The organism is Microbacterium sp. F2, from assembly GCF_052274505.1.
In the GTDB taxonomy this organism is placed as follows: Bacteria; Actinomycetota; Actinomycetes; order Actinomycetales; family Microbacteriaceae; genus Microbacterium.
Genome location: NZ_JBNVBV010000002.1, coordinates 340,185 through 365,216 on the forward strand (window position 1 = coordinate 340,185; position 25,032 = coordinate 365,216).

General features: G+C 63.9%; 21 protein-coding genes. 11 read left to right on the forward strand and 10 right to left on the reverse strand.

The window, feature by feature from the left end:
• Positions 1-174: 174 nt before the first annotated feature.
• The 5 genes from ACQVDU_RS06740 to ACQVDU_RS06760 all read right to left on the reverse strand — a co-directional run bounded on the left by ACQVDU_RS06740 (position 175) and on the right by ACQVDU_RS06760 (position 6,123).
• Positions 175-423, reverse strand: a complete 249-nt coding sequence (locus tag ACQVDU_RS06740) for a glutaredoxin family protein (RefSeq protein WP_443476608.1) — start codon at positions 421-423, stop codon at positions 175-177.
• A 17-nt stretch (positions 424-440) separates the two neighbouring features.
• Positions 441-1,019, reverse strand: a complete 579-nt coding sequence (locus ACQVDU_RS06745) for a 2,4'-dihydroxyacetophenone dioxygenase family protein (protein ID WP_443476609.1) — start codon at positions 1,017-1,019, stop codon at positions 441-443.
• Between the two features lie 23 nt (positions 1,020-1,042).
• Positions 1,043-3,664 (reverse strand): ATP-binding cassette domain-containing protein, encoded by a 2,622-nt coding sequence (locus ACQVDU_RS06750; RefSeq protein ID WP_443476610.1) that lies wholly within the window; start codon positions 3,662-3,664, stop codon positions 1,043-1,045.
• An 88-nt stretch (positions 3,665-3,752) separates the two neighbouring features.
• Positions 3,753-5,003 (reverse strand): substrate-binding domain-containing protein, encoded by a 1,251-nt coding sequence (locus ACQVDU_RS06755; RefSeq protein WP_443476611.1) that lies wholly within the window; start codon positions 5,001-5,003, stop codon positions 3,753-3,755.
• A gap of 58 nt (positions 5,004-5,061) precedes the next feature.
• On the reverse strand, positions 5,062-6,123 hold the full coding sequence (locus ACQVDU_RS06760) for an ABC transporter permease (protein ID WP_443476612.1): 1,062 nt from the start codon (positions 6,121-6,123) through the stop codon (positions 5,062-5,064).
• A 284-nt stretch (positions 6,124-6,407) separates the two neighbouring features.
• On the opposite strand from ACQVDU_RS06760, the gene ACQVDU_RS06765 reads away from it, so the two are divergent.
• Positions 6,408-8,216, forward strand: a complete 1,809-nt coding sequence (locus ACQVDU_RS06765) for a sigma-54-dependent Fis family transcriptional regulator (RefSeq protein ID WP_443476613.1) — start codon at positions 6,408-6,410, stop codon at positions 8,214-8,216.
• Between the two features lie 484 nt (positions 8,217-8,700).
• Here the strand turns inward: ACQVDU_RS06765 and ACQVDU_RS06770 are convergent, their stop codons facing one another.
• Complete coding sequence (locus ACQVDU_RS06770; protein ID WP_443476614.1) at positions 8,701-9,486, reverse strand: N-acyl homoserine lactonase family protein; 786 nt, start codon at positions 9,484-9,486, stop codon at positions 8,701-8,703.
• Positions 9,487-9,700: 214 nt separating this feature from the next.
• Here ACQVDU_RS06770 and ACQVDU_RS06775 point away from each other — a divergent pair, with 214 nt between their 5' ends.
• The 4 genes from ACQVDU_RS06775 to ACQVDU_RS06790 all read left to right on the forward strand — a co-directional run bounded on the left by ACQVDU_RS06775 (position 9,701) and on the right by ACQVDU_RS06790 (position 14,402).
• A complete protein-coding gene (locus tag ACQVDU_RS06775; protein WP_443476615.1) occupies positions 9,701-10,822 on the forward strand; it encodes a zinc-binding dehydrogenase in 1,122 nt (373 codons plus the stop codon).
• A gap of 35 nt (positions 10,823-10,857) precedes the next feature.
• Positions 10,858-12,315 (forward strand): NAD-dependent succinate-semialdehyde dehydrogenase, encoded by a 1,458-nt coding sequence (locus tag ACQVDU_RS06780; protein ID WP_443476616.1) that lies wholly within the window; start codon positions 10,858-10,860, stop codon positions 12,313-12,315.
• A 31-nt stretch (positions 12,316-12,346) separates the two neighbouring features.
• Positions 12,347-13,108 (forward strand): SDR family NAD(P)-dependent oxidoreductase, encoded by a 762-nt coding sequence (locus tag ACQVDU_RS06785; protein WP_443476617.1) that lies wholly within the window; start codon positions 12,347-12,349, stop codon positions 13,106-13,108.
• Between the two features lie 61 nt (positions 13,109-13,169).
• Positions 13,170-14,402: an alkene reductase gene (locus ACQVDU_RS06790; RefSeq protein WP_443476618.1), complete on the forward strand. Its 1,233-nt coding sequence runs from the start codon at positions 13,170-13,172 to the stop codon at positions 14,400-14,402.
• A gap of 85 nt (positions 14,403-14,487) precedes the next feature.
• Here the strand turns inward: ACQVDU_RS06790 and ACQVDU_RS06795 are convergent, their stop codons facing one another.
• Genes ACQVDU_RS06795 through ACQVDU_RS06805 form a run of 3 tightly spaced genes read right to left on the reverse strand, consistent with a single transcriptional unit; the run spans position 14,488 to position 18,180 of the window.
• Positions 14,488-16,599, reverse strand: coding sequence for an acetate--CoA ligase family protein (locus tag ACQVDU_RS06795; RefSeq protein WP_443476619.1), 2,112 nt, complete (start codon positions 16,597-16,599; stop codon positions 14,488-14,490).
• Positions 16,596-17,030: a Zn-ribbon domain-containing OB-fold protein gene (locus tag ACQVDU_RS06800; RefSeq protein ID WP_443476620.1), complete on the reverse strand. Its 435-nt coding sequence runs from the start codon at positions 17,028-17,030 to the stop codon at positions 16,596-16,598. Before ACQVDU_RS06800 ends, ACQVDU_RS06795 begins: the two co-directional genes overlap by 4 nt.
• Positions 16,933-18,180 (reverse strand): thiolase family protein, encoded by a 1,248-nt coding sequence (locus tag ACQVDU_RS06805; protein WP_443476621.1) that lies wholly within the window; start codon positions 18,178-18,180, stop codon positions 16,933-16,935. The genes ACQVDU_RS06800 and ACQVDU_RS06805 overlap by 98 nt, the downstream gene beginning before the upstream one ends.
• A gap of 214 nt (positions 18,181-18,394) precedes the next feature.
• Here ACQVDU_RS06805 and ACQVDU_RS06810 point away from each other — a divergent pair, with 214 nt between their 5' ends.
• The 6 genes from ACQVDU_RS06810 (at position 18,395) to ACQVDU_RS06835 (ending at position 24,247) form a co-directional block, all read left to right on the forward strand.
• Positions 18,395-20,032, forward strand: coding sequence for a flavin-containing monooxygenase (locus ACQVDU_RS06810; RefSeq protein WP_443476622.1), 1,638 nt, complete (start codon positions 18,395-18,397; stop codon positions 20,030-20,032).
• Between the two features lie 138 nt (positions 20,033-20,170).
• Positions 20,171-20,926 (forward strand): transketolase, encoded by a 756-nt coding sequence (locus ACQVDU_RS06815; protein WP_443476623.1) that lies wholly within the window; start codon positions 20,171-20,173, stop codon positions 20,924-20,926.
• On the forward strand, positions 20,919-21,899 hold the full coding sequence (locus ACQVDU_RS06820; RefSeq protein ID WP_443476624.1) for a transketolase family protein: 981 nt from the start codon (positions 20,919-20,921) through the stop codon (positions 21,897-21,899). Before ACQVDU_RS06815 ends, ACQVDU_RS06820 begins: the two co-directional genes overlap by 8 nt.
• Positions 21,889-22,674 carry an SDR family NAD(P)-dependent oxidoreductase gene (locus tag ACQVDU_RS06825; RefSeq protein ID WP_443476625.1) on the forward strand — a complete coding sequence of 262 codons (786 nt, stop codon included), beginning with the start codon at positions 21,889-21,891 and terminating at the stop codon, positions 22,672-22,674. Before ACQVDU_RS06820 ends, ACQVDU_RS06825 begins: the two co-directional genes overlap by 11 nt.
• Positions 22,667-23,758 (forward strand): glycerol dehydrogenase, encoded by a 1,092-nt coding sequence (locus tag ACQVDU_RS06830; protein WP_443476626.1) that lies wholly within the window; start codon positions 22,667-22,669, stop codon positions 23,756-23,758. Before ACQVDU_RS06825 ends, ACQVDU_RS06830 begins: the two co-directional genes overlap by 8 nt.
• A 42-nt stretch (positions 23,759-23,800) precedes the next feature.
• On the forward strand, positions 23,801-24,247 hold the full coding sequence (locus tag ACQVDU_RS06835) for an OsmC family protein (protein ID WP_443476627.1): 447 nt from the start codon (positions 23,801-23,803) through the stop codon (positions 24,245-24,247).
• Positions 24,248-24,259: 12 nt separating this feature from the next.
• On the opposite strand, the gene ACQVDU_RS06840 is transcribed toward ACQVDU_RS06835, so the two are convergent.
• Entirely contained in the window at positions 24,260-25,006 is a 747-nt protein-coding gene (locus tag ACQVDU_RS06840; protein ID WP_443476628.1) for an IclR family transcriptional regulator, read from the reverse strand.
• Positions 25,007-25,032: the final 26 nt, after the last annotated feature.

Genomic DNA, 25,032 nt, shown 5'->3' on the forward strand with positions numbered 1-25,032 from the left:
TCTGACGTGATTTACGTATTCACGTGCGTGACGAACGCGAGTTCACCGCCGACCGGATCGCCGAGCTCGCCTGAGTCAGAGATTGACATCGCGGACCGATGCTCGCATTGGGAACCTCGCGTGTGTCAAGAAACTCCATGCCGGCAAACGCGCGGTGCGCGACGGCAGGAGCTGCTAACTCTGTCCGACGTTATGGATGAGCCGAGCGATCTCAGCGTTGTCCGGCTCGACGGCGATGGTGCCATCCTCAAGGAGGACGACTGGAGTCGCCACACCTCCCGACAATCGCTCAGCTTCCCGGGCGGCATCGCCATCCGCAGCCACGTCGATGAAGTGGAAGTCGATCGCCGCTTCCGTGAATCCTTCCCGCACGCGTCCGTAGTCCGGACACTCAGGCTTGCCGTACACGATCACACCGCTCATGTTCGCCTCGAATCAGATCATCGGATGAAACGCTCAACATAGTCGGGCCCCAGACCAACACGCTCGTAGTGTGCCCGCGCATTCGCAATCTTTGTGAACACGTCCTCAACGCCCGTAGGGGTGCCATCGGGGTCGACGTAGACGTACGCGCCGGTGACGTGAAACAACGTCGCCATTTCATCCACGCCGTCCGGTATCTCAAGAGTATGGATGTCACCCGGCGGCTCGAACACGAAGGAGCCCTCTTCCGCCCACCAGTCATGCTCCAGGTAGTGCCATCGGCCACGGAGCACGACCGCCTGCACCGGGCCGGCATGCCGGTGGCGAGACAAGATCCCGCGCCTTCGTACTCGGAGTATGTTCACGAAGTAGCCCTGACTGACCGAAAGCACGAGGGGCTTGAATCGCACGTCGCGCGACTGCGGAACCCAGAAACGATCATCGTCGTCTATGCGAAGGGCTCCCTCAACGACGAGGTCGTCCACCATCCCGAATGGTTGCTCCCCGCGGTATGCGGCGGCCGCGTCGTCCCGATCCGGTTCCGGGGAGCTCCCGGAGCTTGCGTAGGCCATCGTGGTTCCCATTTCCTCGCTCACACCACACGAAAGTGAAGCCCGGATCACCGGGAAGACCTTGACTTCGGAGGGCGTATCACGAAGGTCAGGAGCGCGAGCAGCGTGACCACGCCGACGAAGATCAGGTTTGCGCCCTGAGAGATCCGGAGCGTCGTCGCGAGCGTGAGCAGGAGGGCAAGGAGGACAGAGCCCAACAGTGCCCCGGCCAATGTTCCGCGCCCTCCCAGGAGACTCGCGCCCCCGATGACCGGTGCGGCGATGGCCAAGAGAGTGTAGGTATCACCCACGGTGGCATCGCCGATTCCCACCTGTGATGCGAGGAACACGCCGCCAATGGCAGCGAGTGCGCCGCACAGGAGATACGCGCCGGCACGCACCATCGAAGCTCGAATGCCGAGCCGATTCGCGAAATGGCCGTTGAGTCCGACCGCACGGACGCGTATGCCGAAGCCGGTCCGGCGAAGCACGATGTCACCCACGATGACCACGATGACCATCGCTACTACTGCGATCGGCACTGGCCCGACAGATCGGGTGAGGGCGCTGATCAGCTCGTAAGGCAGAGTTCCGCCTGGCGTTGGCCGAAGCGTGAGCGCAACCCCCGCGACGATCCCCAGAGTCGCTATGGTCGCGATGACAGCGGACAGCTTCATCCGTTCGACCAACCACGCGTTTACGAGGCCAACGAGGAGTCCCAGCGCAATCGAGACGGCGAACGCGAACATGAACGATCCGAAGACGTTCTCGGCTTGAACGAGGTACGAGATCGCGACGACGCTCAGGCTCATCGTCGCTCCGACGGAGACGTCGATACCTCCGATGAGGAGCACGAAGTACTGCGCAATTGCAACCGCAGCCAAGGGTGTCGAGATCGTCAGGACGTTTCGCAGACTGAGTTCGCTGAGGAACGATGCGTTCTGCAGGGCGGCAACCGCAGAGATCGCGACGATCAGTAGCGCCAACACGCCCAGGCGCACCGTCTCTTCGTTGCGCCACCATCGGCCGCGCATGACCGCTTTCGGCGGCGGCTCAGCCGTCTCGCCCGCACCGATGGGTGGAACCGCGTTCACAGGCTCCCCGGTATCCACGCGCTGAGACGCCGACGCGACTCCGGATCCCGGACCCGGCTCTTCCCACTCCGCGTCGACGCGCGACTCCACCGCGAATGCGCCGACGATGCTCTCCTCGTCAGAGCCCATGCCCGGCATGTCCTCGATAATGCGCCCCCTGGACATGACGAGGATGCGATCCGCAAGCCCGGCCAGTTCTGACGCGTCGGAGCTCACAAACACAACGGCGTTGCCGTCGTTGGCGCATGCGCGAAGCATCCTATAAATGTCCATACGAGATCGGACGTCGACTCCTTGAGTCGGCTCGTCGACGAGAAAGACCCTTGGCCCCGTCGCCAACGCGCGGCTGATCGCAATCTTCTGCTGGTTTCCCCCCGAGAGGGATGAGGGGAGATCGGATGACTTCCCCAGCCGAATGCCGAAATCGCGGATCTTCTGCTGCACGAAGGACCGTTCCGCGCCGAGGCGCACGACTCCCCCGAGCGACAGGGTGCGCAGCACGCCCGCGGTCAGGTTCTCTCTGATCGTGAGGGCCTGGAAGAGCGACTCGTTCTTGCGGTCGCCGCTGAGAAAGACGATCCCCGCCGATGCGGCCGCGCGATAGTTTGTCAGGTTCTTGCCCTCAAGCGTGACGGACCCCGCGGTCACCCCGAGAGTCGCCAGGCCCCGTAGCAGGTCCTCTTGCCCGTTGCCGTCGGCACCCGCAATTCCCACAATCTCCCCGGCCTTCAGCGAAAGGTCGATCGGACCGAATCCGCAGCCGGTGAGCTGCTCCGCGCGGAGCACATCCGCCGATCGAGAGTCCAGCGGCGAGCGCGTCGGGAACTCCATGTCGACTTTGGTGCCGGCCATCAACTCGACGATGTCCTCCGGGGATACCTCACTCACGAAGTAATCGCCGACGAATCTCCCATCACGCAGAATTGTCACCTCATCGGCAACTCGGAATACCTCTGAGAGCCGGTGAGTCACGAAAAGGACGGCCGCGCCCCCACTCGCCGCGGCGCGCATCAAATCGAGGACGCGGTCCACCCCGGCGGAGTCGAGCGCAGATGTCGACTCATCCAGCATGAGCACTCTCGGGCGAGCCATGACAGCACGCACGATCTCAAGGAGCTGGCGATCTCCGGAAGCAAGCTGTGACACCTTGAGCCGGGCATCCAGGTCCATGTCGTACTCCGACAGGCGCTGCGAAGCCCACTCGTCGATCTTCCCGTACTTGGGCCTCTGATCCGCCGGCGTGCCGATGTAGAGGTTCTGGGCCACGCTCAGCGAAGGAAGAAGCGACCCGTCCTGGAAGACCGTGAGCGCCCCGACGCTTTGCGACTCGACCGGTCGGTGTCGGGTCAGCCGCGTCTGTCCTACGCGCAGTGAGCCGCGCGTAGGGATAACGGTACCGCTGACCATGCCAACGAAAGTCGACTTCCCCGACCCGTTCTCTCCGACGAGCGCACGCACTTCGCCCGCCCGAAGGGTCAGAGAGAAGTCCCGAAGAGCAAGAACCGGACCGTATTGCTTGGTGAGTCCGGTCGCCTCAAGCGCAATGTCAGAGGCCGCCATGCCGGTAGAGGTAGCGACCAGGCTGAGGTTCGTCATCGTACCTTCCTTGTTCATCCGCGATGAGATCTCGTCCGCTGCACCGGCGGGGCAGGCTGCTGCCCCGCCGGTGTCAGCTACGGATCATCTACTCGAGCATTCCCGCCATGACGTTCTCGGGGATGAGGGCGCTCCACCCCGGGAAGTCACCGGGAAGGTCGGCCTGATAGATTCCCGGCTCGGCTTTGATGATCGGCAACGGAAGCGGCGTGCGATCAGGAATGTCGTCGCCGGCAATGATTCCCACTGCGTTCGTCAGCGCCAGCCTCGCTTGGTTGACGAGGGCGTTTGTGTAGTAGAGCGGGAACTCGGCGTCGGTGCCGACACGCTCTTCCCAAATGCCGAACAGTTCATTCATCTCAGTCCATGTGAGAATCGCCGGGACCTGGACACCTGCCTGGTCGTACGCACTGATGAGCTGCGGAACCGGGTCTGCGTAGGTGTTGAGTACGGCCTTCGCCGGGACTCCGGAGGCGATCAGGGCCGTTGCAGCAGCTGCGACACCCGGGCGTGACCAGTCGGTGTCTTGTTCGAAGCCGATCTGCGGACCGTCGAGCGCTACCAGCTGGTCGGCGAGGCACCCCTCGACAAGAGTGTCCTGAGGATTGCCGGGGGTACCGAAGAAGAACGCGATGTCATCCGACGAGGTCAGGCCCAAGTCATCGACCGTGACATCCGCCATGCCGGTACCGGCATCGCACGCCAGCGCGTAGACCTGGTTGTTGATCACGCCACCGTCGACATCCGGGGTCTCACCGGTGTACGTGACGACAACAGCACCCGCAGCCTGCGCCTCTGTGAACACCGGCGCCATCGCCGACCCGAAGGCATTGTAGCCGATGATGATGTCGGCACCATCGGCAGCGAGGCTGCGAACGGCGGACTGGGCCGAGGGCAGATCCGCAACGAAGGAGTAGGAGATCTTGCCGATCTCGGGATAGGTCAGTGCCTGCAGGATGACATCCATTACCGCTGCGGTCTGCCAGAGGTTGTCGACGGCGTTGTAGATGCCGACGTGCAACGGCCCATCTCCGATCGTGCATTCGGGCTGCTTCCAGCAATCCAATGCAGTCTGAACCTGTTCATCCGTCAGCTCGATCGTCGCACGCGCGAAACCGGTGACCGCTTCCGCCGGCAACTCGTCGATAGGAACCTCAGTTCCGAACGCCAGGTCGACGATGGCCTGAACCTCGGCGACGTCGTAGTCCTGTGAGGTGTCGATCTCGACTTGGCCGTCGGAACCTCCGGACGAACTGCAGCCAGCAAGCGTCAAGGCAAGCGCCATGGTTGCGGCACCAAGCATCATCGCTTGGCGCGTCAGTCGTGAGTACCTTGTCATCACATTTCCTTCTTCTCTTGGTGGGTGGATCGTGGCTTGGACGAGTCGGCTGAACCGATCACGTTGCGGTGCCGGGCGCAGATCTGCCGCTACTCGGCGGGGTGATGTCGCTGGGGCGAGCTCGCGCGGCGCGGGGCTTCAGCAAGAGAGCGACACCGGCAAGGCCGAGGGCCAAGACGAGCCCTTGGACGAGCGTGCGCGCGCCGGATGAGAATCCTTGGACGGCCAGCCCGTGGTCCAGGAGGATGATGAATGTGGCTCCGAGCATCGTGGCGAACGGACCGACGCGACCGCCGGTCAGAACCGCCCCACCAAGGACGACGACGATAATGCTCGACAGCAGATACGGGCTTCCCAGGGACATGTCCGGCGAAGCGATCTGACCGGCAAGAAGGACGCCCCCCATCCCGCCGATGAGGGCGGCGACCACCCACGCTGACACTCGCAGCACGAGCGAACGCAGGCCGACGAGTGTGCTTGCCCGCAACGATGCGCTGGCAAGCACCAATTCCCGCCCGACGACGACGCGGCGCACGGAGATGAAGATGACGAGCGCAAGCGCGGCCGCAACGATCAGGATGACGCTGACGCCGATGACATTTCCCTGGGCCCACTCATACAACGCAGGCGGGACGCGGGTGACATTCACGCTCTCCCGATAGATCACCGTCGCTCCGGTGACGAGCTGCCCCGTCGCGAGCGTTGTCACAAGGGCGTTCAGCCCCACAACTTCGACCAAGATGCCGTTGAGCACTCCGACCACAACGCACACGATCCCGGCGACGAGCAGAGCCTGGGGAAGCCGCGCATTCTCCCCGGCCGACTCCCCCAGGATGACGATTCCCATGAGGGTGACCACCGCGGGCAAGCTCAGATCGATGCCACCCGTGCCGATCACGAACGCCTGCGCGAGTCCGATCAGCACCATCACTCCGAGTAGCGGCGTAAGGGTGGCAAGCGTGCGCGGCTCGAACAGGTTCTGCCCAACGACGAACTGCAGAATCAGCAGCAATAGGACGTTGGCAACGACGATCACTGTGAGCGGTGTCCAGGAAATTCCGCGTTTGGGCACGCGGATAGTAACCGTGGATGCCGTCTCTGGCGAAGTCGACTGTGACACGCGGAATCCTCCTTTGCATTCCTGCTCGTGCCCGTTGCCGGGGCAGCACCGGTGCCATTCCTTGGTGGATCGGGTGACTGATGCACGATCATGCCCCCCGAGCACACGCATTCGGAGGGCATGTACCAAATCGGGACAGACCGCCTCAACGCCACCGAAAAGACACAGGCTTGTAGCGAAGTCGCAGCCGCAGCTTCAGTGGGCTCGCAACAGGCGTATGCTCACATCAGCAAATTCGCGAAGCCGCTGATCACGAGGATGTGTTCAGCAGCGAGGAGGCACCCGTGGCCGCAACCGTCACGAAACTCGATGAAGTTCGTGCGACGTTCCTCAGCACCGGCAGGCTAGACGACCGGATGGAGCATCTCGTACGACCCGTCGTTCTTGAGTCGTGGAAACGTTCGAGACTGCTGGGGAGCGGCTCCGGACGTGCCCGTCTGCCGTTCGAGTCGCCGATTGTCAGCGACTCCGTACTCCTTCGCGCCGCGCGTCCCATCCTGGCGAATCTGGCACAAGAGCTGGGCCTACGCCATTCGAGCCTGCTCGTAGCGGACCGTCATGCCCGCATCTTGCAGACCTGGAGCCCAGACGCCGAGTTTGCGCGTCGGATGGAGCGCATCGGCTCGGCACCCGGTCATTCGGGAGCCGAGGAAGACGTGGGCACCAACGGAATCGGCACGACGGCAACGGCCAAGCGCGCGGGGGTGATTGTCGGGGCAGAGCATCTCTCGGACGCGCTCAGTGACTTCGCGTGTGTCGGCGCGCCGATCTACAACCCAATAAACAATCGTTTCCAGGGCGTCGTCACTCTGACCGGCCTTGTGGCCGACGCCAGTCCGATTCTTCCGGGTCTCATCGGTCGTGCCGCGCGCGAAGTCGGCCAGCAAATGCTGAACCTCTCGAGCATGCGAGAGCGTGTCCTCTTCGACGCGTACCTCGTCGCTGCGGGCCGTCGGCGACCGGTAGCCGTGGTCGGGGGAGATATCTATATGGAGAACCCCTCCGCAACGGAGTACCTCCGGTTCGTAGACAAGAGTTCCCTCTGGCTGCTCGTGTCCGAGGCCGTGAGTGTCTCTCACCCCGATCGGATCGTTCACCTGGATACCGAGGAAGCCCGAACCGAACTAGCCTGCTCCGCAGTCATCTTCGACGACGAAGTCATCGGGGCGATCATCGAGGTCGTAGGTCAGGTGCGCGCAGTTGAGGAACCGCCATCCCGCGCCGCAGCACCGGCGTGGCAGCCGCTCTCCGAATCGCTGCCCGGGGCGAGCCAGGCGTGGGTGTACGCACGGGAGCAGGCAGAGTCCGCCATGAGAGCTTCGTTGCCGGTGGTGGTCTTCGGAGCCCCAGGGTCAGGAAAACTCACTCTGATCAAGCACATGCTGGATCGCCTCGCTCCGCGAGTCGTCCCTACCGTGTTCGATGCGCAAGAAACACACACCGATGCCAGCGGATGGATGGATCGCATCACCACGGCGCTCGCGGGCCAGTCTCCGATCATCATCCGACACATCGACCAGTTGGAGAGCAGCAACGCTCAGAACCTTGCAGAACGACTCAGCGCCGCACCGGATCTTCTCGAACGTGGTCTGATACACGGCACATCGGCGGCGCAGGGCGTAGCGCTTCTGTCGGCCGGCCAACAGAAGTTGTTGGACGTTCTTGCTATTGGGCGCATAGACATGCCGAACCTGCGAGAACGCCGCCAGGACATGCGCGTCATCCTGAAATCGATTGAACGTGACTATATGCCCAACACGTCGATCACCTATACGCCCGGCGCGCTCACCGCACTGTCTCGAGCCCCGTGGCCGGGAAACTTGCGACAGCTTCACAGCGTCATGCGCGGGGTTTTCGCTCTGGGGCGCGGCAGCGAAATCACCATCGATAGGCTTCCTCCTGCGATCGCAGAGTATGCAAGACGTCGGGACCTCACGATGCTGGAGCAGCTGGAGGTAGACGGCATCGTCAACGCGCTCATTCGTTGCGAGGGCAACAAGGTACTCACTGCCGAGATGCTCGGCATCTCACGATCGACCCTGTACCGAAAGATCAGCGGCTACCGACTCGACGAGGAGCGCCTCTTCCTCTAGACGAGGAGTTGGCAGCGTCGGACGGACTGATGTCCGACGCTGCCAACTGAGCGCCCTCCCTCAATGCAGATGTGTAGATGTGACGCCTGTCTCGGCATGGTGATGCCCATGAGATATCGCGTCAGCGACGGTAGGCACCTGCTCTTTGGCCGCACTCTCCTGGCGCGCCAGCTCCGTGTCCAGCGCGCGGTTGTCGCCTCGAGCCCGAGCGATCCATGCACGACCCGCAGACTCTGACATGTGGCAGAGTCCGGGAACGTCTGGTGCCGTGGCACACAGCGGTCGCCGTTGAGCACGCGATACCGGCGAAGCGGGCGCAGAGCGACGAGAACCCGACACGAGACCCGCCGAACTCCATCTGCGGCGAGCCACCCCGCCACAGTGCGGGCATGAAGCTCGCGCGGGCACAGGCGTCTCCACGAAAGCCTCGCTGAGGATCCCGCACGCAACGCAGCGATAATCGACGATCAGCATGTCGGCCCGCTCACTCGTAGAAGCCGGGAGCGTGAGCGAACTCAGCCCAATCGTCCGGATCGTGGCTGATCCAGATAGTCGCGTCCAGCGACTCCTTCAGCCGCTTCAGACGACGAAGTGAACGCAGCGCGGAGTGCGTGTCGGCATCGATGGGGAAATGGAACTCTTGGTCCATCGCCGCACGAAGGTGGATCGCGTCGCCCGTCAGGATGAACGTTCTCGACGCCAGCCGAACCACCAGGCTCGTCTCGCCAGGTGAATGGCCCGGCGTGGCCAGGATCGTGATCGCGCCATCACCGAACAGATCGAGATCACCGGGCACTTCGCGCGTGTCGAGAGTCGCGATTGTCTCAAGGATCTCGGGGCGATAGACGAAGCGCTGTATGGGGTCAGGCCAATGGGCATAGCGAAGCTCCCCTTCGCCGAAGTAGTGCTTCGCCTCAGGGAAGAGGAAGAGGCCGCCCGTGTGGTCGAAGTGGCCGTGCGAGGAGATGACGTGAGTGACGTCCGAGAGACGATAGCCGAGCGCTTCGATCTGACGGTCAAGACGCTGGTCGACCGTTCCTCCGATTCCGAGGTCGGCCGCGAGCGCCCCGTATACGCGTTCGGGGTCGGTGATCGCGTCCGGATGCATCCCGGTGTCGAACAGAACGAGCCCTCGAGGGTGCTCGATGAGGAACGAAGGCACCGGGATCGTCACCTCGCCGCTCGTTCCGTACAACAGCGTCTCAGACTGAACGGTCAGGGTGGGCGAATCCAGTGCCCAGAGTTTCGTGGCGTGGCCATGTGTCCGCATGTGTCGCTCCTTTGGGACGTGCGTCGAACAGTTGACTGAGCCAGTCTTTCCCCAGCCCGCACGAAGGCCGTGTCCCATCTTGGGTCAGCTCAAGGAGAGGCCCTCCCGTCGGCTTCCGCTGTAGCGAATCGGGACAGTCGCGGCGAAAGTGCTCCGCCTAGCATCGTCGTTGCGACGCCGCCACATCTCGGCGATGCACGCGAAGGAGCGAGCTATGCAAGGCACATTGGCGACGGTTGTCGGACCGAGTGAGTTGGCGATCAAGACCTACGAGGTCCCGGATCCGGCTCCCGGAGCTGTACTCCTGGCAGTCCGCCGCGCGAACGTATGCGGGTCCGACATTCACCAGTTCCACGGCGACAGCCCGGCCCTTCGAGAGGCCGTCCTCGGACACGAATTCGTCGGAGAAGTTGCAGCCCTCGGTGATGGAGTCACGCAAGACAATTCGGGGGAACCTGTACGAGTCGGGGACCGGGTTGTCCCCGTGTACTACGTCACGTGCCGGCGATGTGAGCGGTGCCTGCGGGGCGACTTCGGAATGTGCGCCAACGCTCTCCGCGAGTGGTCTCAGAATCCGGATGTTCCGCCGCACTTCCGCGGCGGCTTCGCAACGCACTATGTCGTCCATCCGGACCAGTACTTCTTCGTGGTTCCCGACGAACTCGACGATCAGATCGTCGCCGGAGCGAACTGCGGACTGGCGCAGATGCTGTTCACGCTCGACCAGACGCGCTTGGGGCAAAGAACCACAATTGTCATCCAAGGCGCAGGCGGCCTCGGCCTCTACGCGGCCGCCGTCGCGAAAGAGCGCGGGGCGAGGGTGATCGTCATTGACGGCCTGGCCGACAGACTCACCCTCGCGCGGCAGTTCGGCGCGGACGACGTCGTGGACATGCGAGAGTACACGACGCTCGAGGACCGTGTGGAACGAGTGCTCGACTTGACCCACGGCATCGGTCCTGACGTCGTCCTTGAGGTGACCGGGGCCGCCGGTGCGTTTCCCGAGTCGTTGGCGCTCGCGCGAGTTGGCGGCGAAGTGGTGTCGGTGGGGAATCTCAACGTCGGACCCAAATACGAGGTGTCCGTCTCTCCCGGCATCATCACCCGCAAGAGCCTGATCATCCACGGAGTTCTCCGCTACGACCCCTGGTATCTGCACCAGGCCCTCGCCTTCCTGCAGCACACCCATATGAAGTATCCGTATGCCGCACTCACCAAGACGGCACACCCGTTCAAACGAATCGAAGAGGCCATCCGCGACGGCGAGTCGCGAACCGTCGCACGGGCGTCGATCACCTTCTCGCCCTCCCCCACGCCCCACTGCGAATGTCGCTGACAGGCGCATCGCCCACGACAAGGAAGTTGATACCAATGACCGAGTACCGCACGCAGCTCTTCATCGACGGCGTTTGGCAGGACGCAGCGGACGGCGCCACCTTCGCGGTGCACAACCCCGCAGACGGCAGCGAACTCGTGCGCATCGCCGATGCATCCGCAACTGACGCCACCCGCGCGATCGATGGTGCCCACGCGGCGCAACCTGCCTGGGCCAGTACCCCGGCCCTGGAACGTTCACGCGTGCTGCGCGAAGCGGCACGCATCGCGCGCTCCGATATCCAGCGACTGGCGAGAATCATGACGCTCGAGCATGGAAAGCCCCACGAGCAAGCAGTGGGGGAACTGACCTACGGGTTGGACTTCATCGACTGGTTCGCCGAGGAGGCTCGCCGAACATATGGCACAACGGTGCCGTCCACCGGCCCCGACAAGCGGATCACCGCCATCAAGCAGGCGGCGGGAGTCAGCGTGGCAATCACGCCCTGGAACTTCCCATCACTGCAGATCCTCCGCAAGCTCGGTGCCGCGCTGGCAGCCGGCTGCTCGATGATCGTCAAACCGGCCGCGCTCACCCCGCTGTCAGCGTTGGAGATCGGAGCGTTCTTCTCGGAAGCAGGACTTCCCGACGGGGTCCTGCAGGTCGTGACCAGCTCACGGGCATCGCGCGTCAGCGACGCCCTGATGTCTGATCCACGCGTACGAGTGGTCTCCTTCACCGGCTCAACCGAAGTCGGCAAGGTGCTGATGCGCGAAGGCGCCGCGACGATGAAGCGCGTATCGCTGGAGCTGGGCGGCCACGCGCCGTTCATCGTCTTCGAAGACGCTGACCTCGACCACGCAGTCGAGCAGCTCATCGCGGTCAAGATGCGCAACATGGGACAGACATGCGTCTCCGCCAACCGCGTCTACGTTCAGAGGTCCATCGCTGACAAGTTCACGAGGCGAATCGCTGATCGGATGGGCGCGCTTCGTATCGGAGACGGATCCAGCGCGGGAACGGAGGTGGGGCCGCTGATCGATGACTCGGCGGTGGAGAAGGTGCACTCGCACGTAGCCGATGCAGTGGCAGCCGGCGCCCAGCTGGTGGTCGGCGGTCGCCGACCCGAGTCGGCCGCGCTCGCCAAGGGGAACTTCTACGAGCCGACCGTGCTGACGGGTGTCACAGACGACATGCTCGTCGCGCGCGAAGAGACGTTCGGTCCGGTTGCTCCCGTCTTCGAATTCGACACCGAGGAAGAGGTCGTCGCGCGCGCCAACAACTCCCCCTACGGCCTTGCCGCGTACTTCTTCACGAAGGACGTCAACCGCGTCGTCCGTGTGTCGGAGGCGCTTGAGTACGGCACCGTGGGCGCCAATGACGGAACCATCTCTGCCGTGCAGGCCCCGTTCGGCGGGGTCAAGGAGAGCGGTGTCGGGCGCGAAGGAGGGCACTGGGGAATGGACGAGTATCTGGACATCAAGTACATCTCCCTGGGCGGCATCTCCCGATGATGAGCGAAATTCCGGCGAAAGGGCAAGAAGTATGAACGAACGACTGAGCGGGCGAAAGGTCATCGTCACGGGTGCGGGTTCCGGCATGGGCCGAGCGATAGCGCGACGCTTCGCAGCCGAGGGGGCCGCGGTCGCCGTGCTTGATCTCAATGCTGAGTCCGCGCAGGAGACCACCGCTCTCATCGCCACCGATGGCGGCACGGCACGTGCGGTCGCAGTCGATGTGTCCGACGCGCGTTCGGTAGACGCTGCGGTGGCGGAAAGCTCTCAGGCCCTGGGCGGAGTCGACACGCTCGTCAACAACGCAGGCATCCTCGACGGCTACGCTCCGCTCCTCGACACGAGCGAAGAGCTCTGGGATCGCATTCTCGGGGTGGATCTCAAAAGCCTCTTCCTCATGACTCGGGCAACGTTGCCGCTGATGCTGGAATCGGGGGCAGGAACCGTCATCAACATGTCGTCCATTGCAGGCTTCGTGGCGCGGGGAGGTGGAGCCGCCTACACGTCAGCCAAACACGGCGTCATCGGCTTCACGAAGCAGCTCTCCGCAGACTATGGCCGCGCCGGAATCCGAGCCAATGCAATCTGTCCGGGGGCCGTCGAGACCAGCATGACCCGGCAGATCCTTGCCGAAGGCGATGCGGCGGTCATCGAGTCCATCAACGCCGTGCCCGCAGGTCGTCATGCCCAACCGGAAGAAATCGCGAACCTCGCGCTCTTCCTCGCCAGCGAGGAATCCGCATTCGTCCATGGGGCCGCCTACGTGATCGACGGAGGCTGGACGATCGTTTGAGGTTACATCCGATCAGCTGGTCTCACCCTGGCATCAACAGAGATCGAAAGGATCCGCCGCAATGGCACTACTCGAGCCGGTCACTCTCGGCGAATTGAACCTGCGGAACAGGGTCGTGCTGGCACCGCTGACGCGACGACGTGCAAGCGCGGCGGCGGTGCCATCCCCCAGCGCACCTCTGTACTACGCACAGCGTGCTGACGCTGGCTTGATCATCAGCGAGGGAGCCTGTATCTCCGCCGAAGGCATTGGAGACCGCAGGCTCCCGGGCTTGTGGACGGACGAACAGCTGAGAGGCTGGGAGGCGGTGACGGATGCGGTTCACAGCCGAGGCGGTCTTATCGTCGCTCAGCTCTGGCACACCGGCCGAGCCTCACATCCTGCGCTGCAGCCGGGTGGAGTCGCCCCTGTTGCCCCGTCGGCCATCGCGATCGGCAAGGACCGCGAACTCGACGGTCGGATGGTCCCGTCAGCCGTACCGCGTCCTCTTGGGTCGGACGAGATCCCGCGAGTCGTCCGGGACTACGCAACAGCCGCACGCAATGCGATCGCAGCGGGATTCGACGGCGTGGAGTTGCACGGCGCGAACGGCTACCTCATCGATGAGTTCCTCCAAGACGGTAGCAACCACCGCACCGATGCATACGGCGGCTCCGTCGAGAACCGCACACGATTCCTTCGCGAAGTTCTCGATGCGGTCGTCGACTCTATCGGGGCGGGGCGCACCGCAATTCGAATCTCGCCCGCCAGCACATTCCAGAGCATGCATGATTCGACGCCGTATGAGCTGTGGACGCGCGTGCTGGAGGTCATCGGGGGATTTGGGTTGGCCTATCTGCATCTGGTCGAGCCCGGAATCTCTGGCTCCGAGTCACATAGCAGCCACGCGGACGGCATTGATTCGCGGTGGGCCCGGGCGCGCTATCCGCATCCGCTGATCGCTGCGGGCCGCTACACCGCCGAGTCGGCGACCGCCGCCATCGACAGCGGCACTCTGAATGCGGTGGCGTTCGGGCGGCTCTTCACCTCCAACCCCGACCTGGCGATTCGGTTCGCGGAGCGAGCTCGGCTCGCTCCGCCTGACCGGACGACCTTCTACACGGCCGATGACCGCGGCTATGTTGACTGGCCATCGCTGGCTGCGGAGCGCCTGCTCCAGGAACTGGAGTCGGGCGAGCGCGACGAAGCACAATTGGCGGCGACCATCAGCGCCCCGTTCTCGGGAACTACTCCGCACGACGAGTGGGAGGCCGCATGGGCGGTCACCCAGTATCGGGCGTTACGCGACGGATGAGTCCCATCAGCGGGTAGTCACACGAACACGGCGTCGAGGTATTCCGCGACGCCGTGTTCGGATCATGGGGACATCGCCGCACACGCTACTGCGTCGCCCCCTCCAGGATGACGACGGCGTCGACGGCACGCACCGCAGGTTGCATCCTACCCTTGGCAGCCAAGAGCATCAGGGGGTTCACATCGAGCTCGAGAACCGTCCGGTCGCCATCCAGCATGAGCTCACCAACGCGCACCGCGGCCTCGGCCCATGCCCGCACATCCACAGGCGGCCTTCCTCTCGCGCCCCCCAACACGGCAGAGATCCGCAGCCGCCCAATTGCTGCGAGCGCCTCGTCGACATCGAACGGCGGTAGCAGGAACTGAACGTCGGGCATCTCTTCGAGATAGATCCCGCCGGCCCCGACCAGCACGACTGGCCCAAAGACCGGGTCGAGGCGAGCACCAAGCATCGCCTCATGAACGGACTCGACCATCGTCGCCAGGATCACACCCTCGTTGGCGACGCCCGCTTGCCCCATTCTGTCGAGCATCGTCTGGACCGTGCGGGTCGCTGATGCAGAGTCCGAGATCCCCACCTTCACAAGACCGAGTTCAGACTTGTGGGTCACTTCGGATGAGCACCCCTTCACGACCACAGGGTTGCCGCCCAGTGCGGAGAACGCGGCGGCCGCATCTGCTGCCGAGTTCACGACGGCGTGCTCAACGACGGGGACCCCGACAGAAGCGAGCATCTCGAGACTCCGCGCCTCGTTCAACACCACCCGCGGACCCTCGTCACGTGACCTCCGCGGCGTTGCGCCCGTACCGCGTGCAGCTGCCCTCCTCATCCGCTCATGGTGGCGCAAGTACTGCGCAAGCGCACCCACAGCCTGCGATTCATCGGCGAAGACGACCGCGCCAGCGTCCTTGAACACCTGCGCCACGCTCTTCTGCGGAACGGCCAGTACAACGGGGACTCCCGAGGAGTCTTCGAATTCTGCTACGTCGGCGGCGAATCGGTCGACGTCGTAGCCGCGGCCGGCGACCGGAATCCCGAGCACGACAGCATCGACTTCATCGTCGTCCGCCAGAACAGGCAGCACCTTCCCGAACAATGAACTGTCCGTGAGAAGCGCCGCGGTGACATCAATCGGGTTGTCGACCGATGCGAAGTGCGGCAGATCGGCCCTGAGCCGCGTGCGCGAGTCAGAGGAGAGCGTCGCAAGGGACAGGCCGTTGTCGGCGGCCGCGTCAGCGGAGAGGACACAGATCGCGCCGGAGTTGCTCACGATGGCCAACCGTTCACCACGCGGCCGCGTCCGTCGCAGGTAGAGCGGCACCGCGGCAACGAGGTCATGGGTGCTTCGCGCTCGCCAGATTCCGTGCTTCTCGAGGAACGCGTCCACGACCCGCTCCTCGGTGGCTAGCGCGCCTGTGTGCGAGGCCGCCGCCTTCTGACCAGCCTCACTGCGACCGCCCTTGAGCACCACGACCGGCACGTCACGTTCGCGCGCAACTCGCGCCACTTCCGCGATCGAGTCCAAGTCGCTGAAGTCCTCGAGGTACATGAGGAGTAGCTGAATGGCGGGGTCCGCCACGGCTGTTGCAGCGAGTTCGGCCGCGGTCACGTCGATGTCGTTACCGGTGCCGTGCGCGTATCGCACACCGATTCCCGCTTCCCGCAGGAGACCGTACGGGACGGAGCACATCGCACCGGATTGGCTCACGATAGCGACGGGGCCGTCCTCGGGCGGCTGCTCCGTGAAGAGCGTGGAGAAACTCAACACCGCGCCTGAGTGGAAGCTCGCCAGACCCTGAGCGTTCGGACCCACGAGCCTCATCCCCGTTTGCGAGGCTGCGGCAATCATCTCGCGCTGCCACGCCAGGCCCTGCTCGTCGCCGGTCTCCCCGAACCCGGAGGACATGATCACACAGCCTTTGACACCGAGTTGCGCTGCTCGCGTGATCTGCGCGACCGCGCTTGCCCCAGCGACCGCCACCACGATGACATCCGGGATCTCGGGCAGCTCGTCAAGACTCGCATACGCGCGCAGCCCCTGGATCTCCGGCCGGTTCGGATTGATTGGATACAGATTCCCGGTGAATCCGTACCGCCGCATGTACGCGATGGGACGCCCGCCGATCTTGTCGGGATCATTCGAAGCGCCAATGACCGCGATCGACTCAGGGTTGTGAAAGTAGTGCAATGCGCTCATGCTTCGGCCTCACAAGCCGGCACCATCCGGCCGGACGAGTTGTCTTCCTGCGGCGATACCCGGACGCGAGCACCGATAGTGGTCCCTGGCGCGCAGCGCGCCATGATCCGAATTCCTTCATCGAGGTCAACCAAGGCGATACCTATCTCTCCTTCACCGCCGTCTGCGCGCCGATGCACGGTGGTTGCCGCGAAGATGCGGCCGCGGCCGGACGGTTCAAACCACTCCGCAGCGCCTCCGCAAAACGGACAACGTCGGCGCGGCAAATACCATGCGTGCCCACTCCGGCAGTGTTGGCCCTGCAGCACCGTTCCGCCGTCTGTCCAGTCGCGTTCATCGTTCATGGTGGTTGACCTTCCCCGTGGCCGCTTGAGTGGTGTCGCCGCCGACGACCAGAGATACGTGCGCAGAGAGCACGCCACCATCGGCATGGACCAGTCCACGCCTGGGCGCACTGTCAGGAGCTGCTCGCCGAACCTGGCGTGCGCCGGCTTCGCCACGCAGCTGAGAGACAACTTCCGCGAGGTGAGCCATCCCGCCTGCAACTCCGGAATGCCCATAGGACAGCAGGCCTCCGTGCAGATTCAGTGGATACTGCCCATCCGCAGAGAAGGCTCCTTGCGCAGCCATCTTCCCCGCGCCGCCCTCGGGCGCGATCCCGATCTCCTCAAGCAGAATCGCCAGCGTCACGGTGAAACTGTCGTAGATGCCGAAGATATCGACGTCGTCCAACGACACCCCGGCCTCCACGAGGGCGTTCTGTGAGCTCTCCGCTGCGCCGAAGTGTCCGAATTCGGCTTCAGTGACGTGCTGATGGAGGTTCGCCTGCCCAATCCCGGCGACCTCGACCGATCGGGCTGAGCTCAAACCGGACTCAAGCACGATGGCCGCGCCCCCGTCCGACACCGGGCAGCAGTCGAGCAAGCCGAGCGGATCAGCGATCGGAAGTGCCCCGAGCACGTCCTCCACGGTGATCGGCTTGACGAATTGCGCTCCGGGGCTATGTGCTGCATGCGCACGCATCACGACTGCGAGGGATGCGAGATCCTCGCGCGTAGCGCCGGTTTGCTGCAGATACCAAGATGCGAGCAACGCGTAGTACGCGGGGATGTTCGCCCCCAGCGGCACCTCATGGGTGGCGTGGCCGACTTGCGCGAGGGTCGCGATAGCAGCATCGCGGCTCTGGCCGCTTGCCCGGTTCTCGCCACCGACCACGAGAACGCGTTGCGCGTGACCAGAGCGAAGCAGCCTCGTAGCTTCCGCAACCATTGCCAGGCCCGTCGCGCCGCCGACGTTCATCCCGAATGCCCGCACTGGGTGAGCTCCGAGCTGCTCAGCGAGGAGATTGGCCGGCATGATGTGCTGCACCGTCGTCGCGTAGCCCGTGATGATCGTATCGATGTCGCGCGGCCCGCAACCGGCATCATCCAGCGCCGCCCAGGCGGCGTCGGTCTGCAATTCCAGCGCGCTTCGGCCCAGGTCACGGCCGAAGGCGGTCAGGCCGATGCCGCTGATTGCCGCCCGGTGACGAAGCTCGCCCGGAACAAACTGGGTCTTCTGGAGGTCTTCTGCTGGTGACACCCCAGCAGTCTTTCCGAACACGTGCGACCGGCGCTGTCCCATCTTCGGACGTCCCAGACCTCGTCGGCACCGAACGGGTCATGATCGTTGCACACGGCCGGGACCCACCGGAACCATGCGGGACAAAGCGGAGGATGGTGCCCCACCAGCGGTATTGCCGCCCCGGCCGAGACCCTCATCCGGTGCAATCCGAGACATGAAAGGACATCCGACAATGAGCAGTGTTGCCAACTCGGAAGCGATCGAAATTGACGCCGTCGTCATTGGAGGTGGCTTCGCTGGCCTGTACTCCGTCCATAAGCTTCGCGACGATCTGGGGCTCAGCGTCCAGGCGTTCGACAACGCAGGCGATGTGGGCGGGACCTGGTACTGGAACCGCTACCCGGGGGCGCGCTCGGACACCGAGGTCAACGCGTACTGCTACTTCTTCGACCGTGATCTCTACGAGAGCTGGAAGTGGTCGGAGCGCTACCCGCGACAGTCTGAGATCCTCGGGTACCTCAGCCACGTCGCGGACCGCTATGACTTGCGTCGGAGCTACCAATTCAACACTCAGGTGCAGAGCGTCGTCTTCGACGAGGAGAACGAACGCTGGCAGATCAGCACCGACAGGGGCCAGGTGTTCTCCGCGAAGTTCCTCATCGAAGCGGTAGGTCTGTTGTCCGCAACGAACCGCCCCGAGTTCCCTGGCCAAGAGGACTTCCGCGGCGAGATCTACCACACCGCACGCTGGCCCCACGAAGGCGTCGACCTCAGCGGCAAGCGAGTGGGCGTCATCGGCACCGGGTCTAGCGGCATCCAGGTGATCTCCGAGCTCGCTCCCGTTGTGGAGCATCTGACGGTCTTCCAACGCACACCGCAGTGGGTCGTGCCATCTCGTCACCGCCCGATCGACCCCGCACTGATGCAGCGCATCAAGGATGACTATGAGGGATACCACCACGACTTGCTGTACTCGGTCACTGCTTTCGGGTTTCCAGAAAGCGCGGACTCTGCAGAGGAGGCGGACCCCGAAGAGCGTCGCGCCCGATTCGCGGAGACCTACGAGGACGGTGGCGGCTTCCAGTACATGTTCAAGGCGTACAACGACGTCGGAACGAGCCTGGTCGCAAACAAGGCTGCCACCGACGTGATCGAGGAGAAGATCCGCAGCACAGTTACAGACAGCGCCGTCGCGGATCTCCTGGTGCCCACCGAGATCTACGCCAAGCGCCCCCTGTGCTGTGACGAGTACTACGAGACCTACAATCGCGAGAACGTATCACTCGTGAATGTCAAAGCGAATCCGATCATCAAGCTCACGGAGAACGGCATCCTTGCCGGGAACGACGAATACGAGCTGGACGTCATCGTGTTGGCAACCGGATTCGATGCGGTCTCAGGCAATCAGCTGCGCATCGAGCAGCGAGGCCGCGGCGGTGTGTCCCTGCAGGACAAGTGGCATGAGCGCACCTCGACGTACATGGGCGTGATGACAGCCGGGTTCCCGAACATGTACATGGTCTACGGACCGATGGGACCCTTCACCAACCAACCGCCGGTGCACGAAGCGCAGGTGAACTGGATCGCCGACGCGATCCAGCACACGATCGACGCAGGAGCTTCGACGCTCGAGGCTTCACCTCAGGCCGAGGCCGAGTGGGTGGAGACATGTGACGCTAGCGCGGCGCTGACTCTGTTCCCGAAAGTGAATTCGTGGATCAACGGCTCGAATGTTCCCGGAAAGCCGGTCGTGAACTACTTCTACATGGGCGGCATGGCCGCATACATGGACCTCATGAACGCAGACCGCGCGAACGGCTTCGCCGACAGGTACCTCACCGACGGCAAGCCGGCGACGGTCCTGGCCTGACCGTTCGAAACCAAGCCAATGTGTCCGTACACGGGTGGGCGGCCTGGGCCGCCCACCCTCATTTCAGGTCCCGCCCGCGACGTCTCGATCACAGAAGTACAGGCCGAGGCACTCGAACTCCGACGCGTCATGCTGCGGATGGCCGCTGACAAGGGTGAGGGCTATATCGCCCAAGGCCTGGACATCGCTGATCTCTTGGCCGTGGTCTACCTACGCGAACTGCGGTACGAGCCCACCGACCCCGGCTGGGCGGAGCGCGACCGCTTCGTACTCTCCATCGGGCACTATTCGATCGCGCTGTACGCGGCGCTCCACAGGATCGGTTACCTGACAGAGGATCAACTCGACTCCTTTGGTCTCAACGGCGCGCCCCTTGCATTGAGCACATTTGACTCGGTGCCGGGTGTCGAAATCACGGGCGGATCGCTCGGCCAGGGACTGGGGCAAGCGGTGGGCATGGCACTTGGCGCCCGGCTCGACGACAGCCCCGCGCGGGTGATCTGCTGCCTCTCCGATGGCGAGCTGCAGGAAGGCTCCACGTGGGAGGCGGCGATGGCCGCGAGCAACTTCGGCCTCGACCGGCTGGTGGCTGTGATCGACTGCAACGGCATTCAGGCAGACGGTCCAACCGTGCTGCACATGGAACCAATCGCGCAGAAGTGGGAGGCGTTCGGGTGGGACGTACGCGAGGTGGACGGGAATGATGTCGCGGCTCTAATGGGTGCGTTCGACGGCCTGCGCGATCAGGACGCGAGCCCGAAGGCGATCGTCCTTCGCACAACGCCAGGCAAGGGCATCCCCACGCTGGAGAAGCGCGAACGAGCTCACTTCGTCCGAGTCGGGGCAGATGAATGGAATTCATTGCGCTCGGAATTGGAGGCGGAGAATGCGTAGCCCTTCGATCGATCGCGCCGGAGCGATGGGGGAGATCCTTGATGTCGAGGGGCCCTACGAACTCGCTCCATTCGGCCGCGCGCTCACTGAGCTCGCCGAGACACGCACTGAAGTCGTCGGACTCACAGCGGACATGGGCCGTTTCAGCGACATGGGACCATTCCGTGATACCCACCCCGACCGGTTCTTCAACGTGGGAATGGCCGAAGGGAACCTGCTGCTCATCGCTGCGGGCCTGGCGAAAACCGGGAAGATCGCGTATTGCACGTCGTACTCGGTCTTCATCGTGCGGCGCGCGCTGGACTTCCTCCAGATTGCCTGCGCGCACAGCGGTGCGAATGTGAAGATCTTCGCCGGCATGCCGGGCCTCATGAACCCCTACGGCGCGACGCACCAGGCCACCGACGACATCGCCACGCTTCGAATGATCCCAGGCTTGAGCATCATCGACCCCTGCGACGCAACCGAGCTCCGTCAGGTCGTGGAGGCTGTCGCGGACATTCCGGGCACGGTCTACGTACGTAGCCTTCGCGGTAAGGTCCCGACAGTGTTCGACCGAAAGGAATACACCTTCAAGTTCGGTGTGGCAAGGCAGTTGCGGTCGGGATCGTCGGTCGGAGTCATCAGCACAGGATTCATGACACAACGCGCCCTCGTCGCCGCAGACATCGCCCAAGAGCGCGGCCTCTCGGCTGGTGTGCTGCATGTGCCGACGATCAAGCCGTTTGACGTGGAGACGGTCGCGGGCTTCGCCGCCGAAGTCGAACGCCTCGTCGTCGTCGAAAACCACCAGACGACCGGCGGGCTGTCAACATCTGTCCTCGAAGCCCTGCATTCAGCCGGCATCCAACGCCCGATCGTGAAGATCGGTATTGCCCACCGCTTTTACGAGTGCGGGTCTCAGGCGCATATGGAACGCATGTATGGAATGGACCAGGATCGCATCACGAGGGCAGTGCTCGATGGCGTCTAACCAGAGCCGCGGCGGCAAGGAACTCAGCGGACGAACTGCGCTGATCACGGGGGCGGGCAGTGGGCTCGGCCGTGAGACGGCGGTTCTCATGGCCTCTCGCGGGGCAAGAGTCATCGTCTGCGATCGGGACGCCGCTGGTATCGCAGAAACGCTGACGGAGCTCGGCGCCGGACATTCCGGCGTTCAGGCGGACGTATCCGATGAGCAGTCCATCTTGAGCGCGGTTCGCGACGTCGACAGGATTGACATTCTCGTCACGAGTGCGGGCGTAGCTGAAGGCGCGGGCGACACGGTGACGCGCTCATTGGACCACTGGCAACGCATCATCGACGTCAACCTGTCAGGCACATTCTTCGCAGCACGCACGGTTGCCCCGATCATGAAGGCGAACGGTGGTGGCGTAATCCTCACGCTGAGTTCGATTGCCGGAGTGATCGGACTTCCTCGCCGTGCCGCGTATTCCGCATCCAAGGCCGCGGTGACGATGCTCACGCGGACGCTTGCCAGCGAATGGGGCCCGTGGGGGATCCGCGTGAACGCGGTCGCACCGGGATACATCCGCACCCCGATGACGGACGAGCTGATCTCCGCAGGGCGACTCGATGCGACTGCAGTCCTGCGGCGGACCCCTGCTGGCCGGATGGGCACGCCCCAAGACGTGGCTGCGGCGCTGGCCTACCTCGCCTCGGATGAAGCCGCGTTCATCAGCGGCGCAGTCCTCCCTGTTGATGGCGGGTATATGGCATACGGCGCCCCAGAGGACATCAATGTCTGATGATCGAGTCTTCGCCGCCGTATCACGGTATGTGCAGGGCTGGGGGGCTACTGACCGAATCGGCGACTACACGCGGCACCTCGGCGCGCGGTGCGCGGTCATGGTCGACGCACAACTCTTCGCCGCATTCGCGCCTCGTTTGGAGGCAGCGCTGAGCAGGAGCGGCATCCGCGCAGACATGTCCGCAGTAGGTGGCGAAGTCACCATCGCGGCGATCACCGCTGAAGCCCACCGAGTCCGGTCATCCGCCCCCGACTTCGTGGTTGGCGCTGGCGGTGGCAAGACGATCGACATCGCAAAAGGGATCGCCCACTCTCTTTGTCTGCCGATCGTCACTGTCCCGACCATCGCCAGCAACGACAGCCCCGCCAGCCGCGTGATTGCCATCTATGACGAGCAGCATCAGCTGAGCGAGGTTGCCAAGATGCAGCAGAACCCCGCATGCGTGGTTGTGGACACAGAGGTGATCGCGGCCGCGCCAGCGCGGTTCCTATCCGCCGGAATCGGTGATGCCCTGGCCAAGTATGCCGAAGCGAAGGCCTGCGCGGCCGCAGAGGGCATCAGCATGCAGGGAACGCGACCGCTTGCTTCTGCGTTGATCATCGCCGAAGGCTGCCACCGAATACTCCGCGCATCCGCCGTATCGGCGCTCAACGACCTGACGACGGGGCGATCAACGCGAGCGCTTGAGGAGACCATCGAGGCTGTCGTACTTCTCTCCGCGCTGGCATTCGAAAACGGAGGCCTCTCCATTGCCCACGCTGTCACGCGCGGGCTCATGGCAACACCCGGAGCCTCTCAACGTTTGCATGGCGAACAGGTCGCGTACGGGTTGCTCGTGCAGCTCACGATGGAGGGGGTCTCCGACACCGACCTCGGCGAGCTTCTTTCCTTCCTCGAGGAGGCTCGACTACCTCGCTCCCTGTCGCATCTGGACACAGAATCCAGCGATGAAACGCTGCACGCGATTGCAGCGGCGACGATGACTGCCCCTCATACGAGGAACGCACCGAAGAGAGTCGATGAGCAGAGCATCTTCGCTGCCCTCCAAGCGGTTGAAAGGCTCACAACAGGAATCGCGTGACTACGAGTGAACCGCCAAGCCCAAGACCATGGAAGGAAAGTCATGTTCGATCCCACACCGGCACTCGGTCTCGAACGTGTCGGAACCCACGACTACCTCGCGCGCAATGACCGCGGCGCGCAGTTGCGGGTGAGCACACCGGGGACGGCTGGGGCGTTCGCGCCCGGCGAGCTGCTGCAACTCGCCCTTGCCGCGTGCGCAAGTCTTTCGGCAGACCACACACTGGCAAGAAGACTCGGGTCCGACTTCCTTGCGAAGGTCAGCGTCTACGCGACGAAGGTCGGCGTCGACGGCAGCGCCCACGACGATGAGAACCGCTACGACGCGATTCGAGCCACGATTGCAGCCGACATGAGCGCCCTGTCCGCGGAAGAATCCGCCGCACTCGTCGCCCGCGCGCAGCGAGCTATTGAGCACCTGTGCACGGTCGGGCACACTCTCGACAGTGGTGCCGTGCGATCGATAGAAATTGTTCCGGTGGGACCCTGAGCCGCCTCGTCGTCATACGCCCGACAGACTGTCGACGAGGTCGATCAGCTCCGCCGCCCACCGCTCGCCCTTGTCGCGCGTGAAGCGCGCGATCGGCATCGAGATGCTGATCGCGGCACGCTGGCCACCCAGGTCTCCCGTGGCGATCGCCATCGCGGCGATCCCCGGCTCGCTCTCCTCGAAGTTCCATCCGATCCGCGTCTCGCGCACGTCGGCGATCTGCTCGTGCAGCGACTCCAGATCGACGTCGACGCGACCACGACGGGGGCTGGCCATCGCCATGCGGTAGCGCGCATCGATCTCCTCATCCGTCAGCTCAGCCAGCAGCGCCTTTCCCGCGGATGTGCGGTGGGCCGGCAGCCAGACGCCGACCCGCAGGCCGAACCGCAGCGAGTGCGACGTCGCTTCGATTCCGTCCAGATGCTGGATCTGCGTCCCTGCCAGCGTTGCGATGTGGACGGTCTCGTCCGTGCGCTCGAACAGTCGCTCCAGCGCGGGGCGGAGGCGCATGACGAGTGAAGGCTGAGGGAAGGCCGCGTGGTCGACGCGTAGCGCGGGTCCGACCGAGTAACGCTTGTCCGCACCGCGCTCCACGAAGTCCTGCATCGCCAATGTCGCGAGCAGCCGATAAGCCGTCGACACGTTGACATCGAGTGCCGCGGCCGCCTCCGTAACGTTCACTGATCCTTCGTCCAGCACGAGCGACATGAGTGTCAGCGCACGGCTGACAGACTGGATGGGTTCTACTTTGCGCTCCACGCAAAGTACTGTAGTTGCTTTTGCTT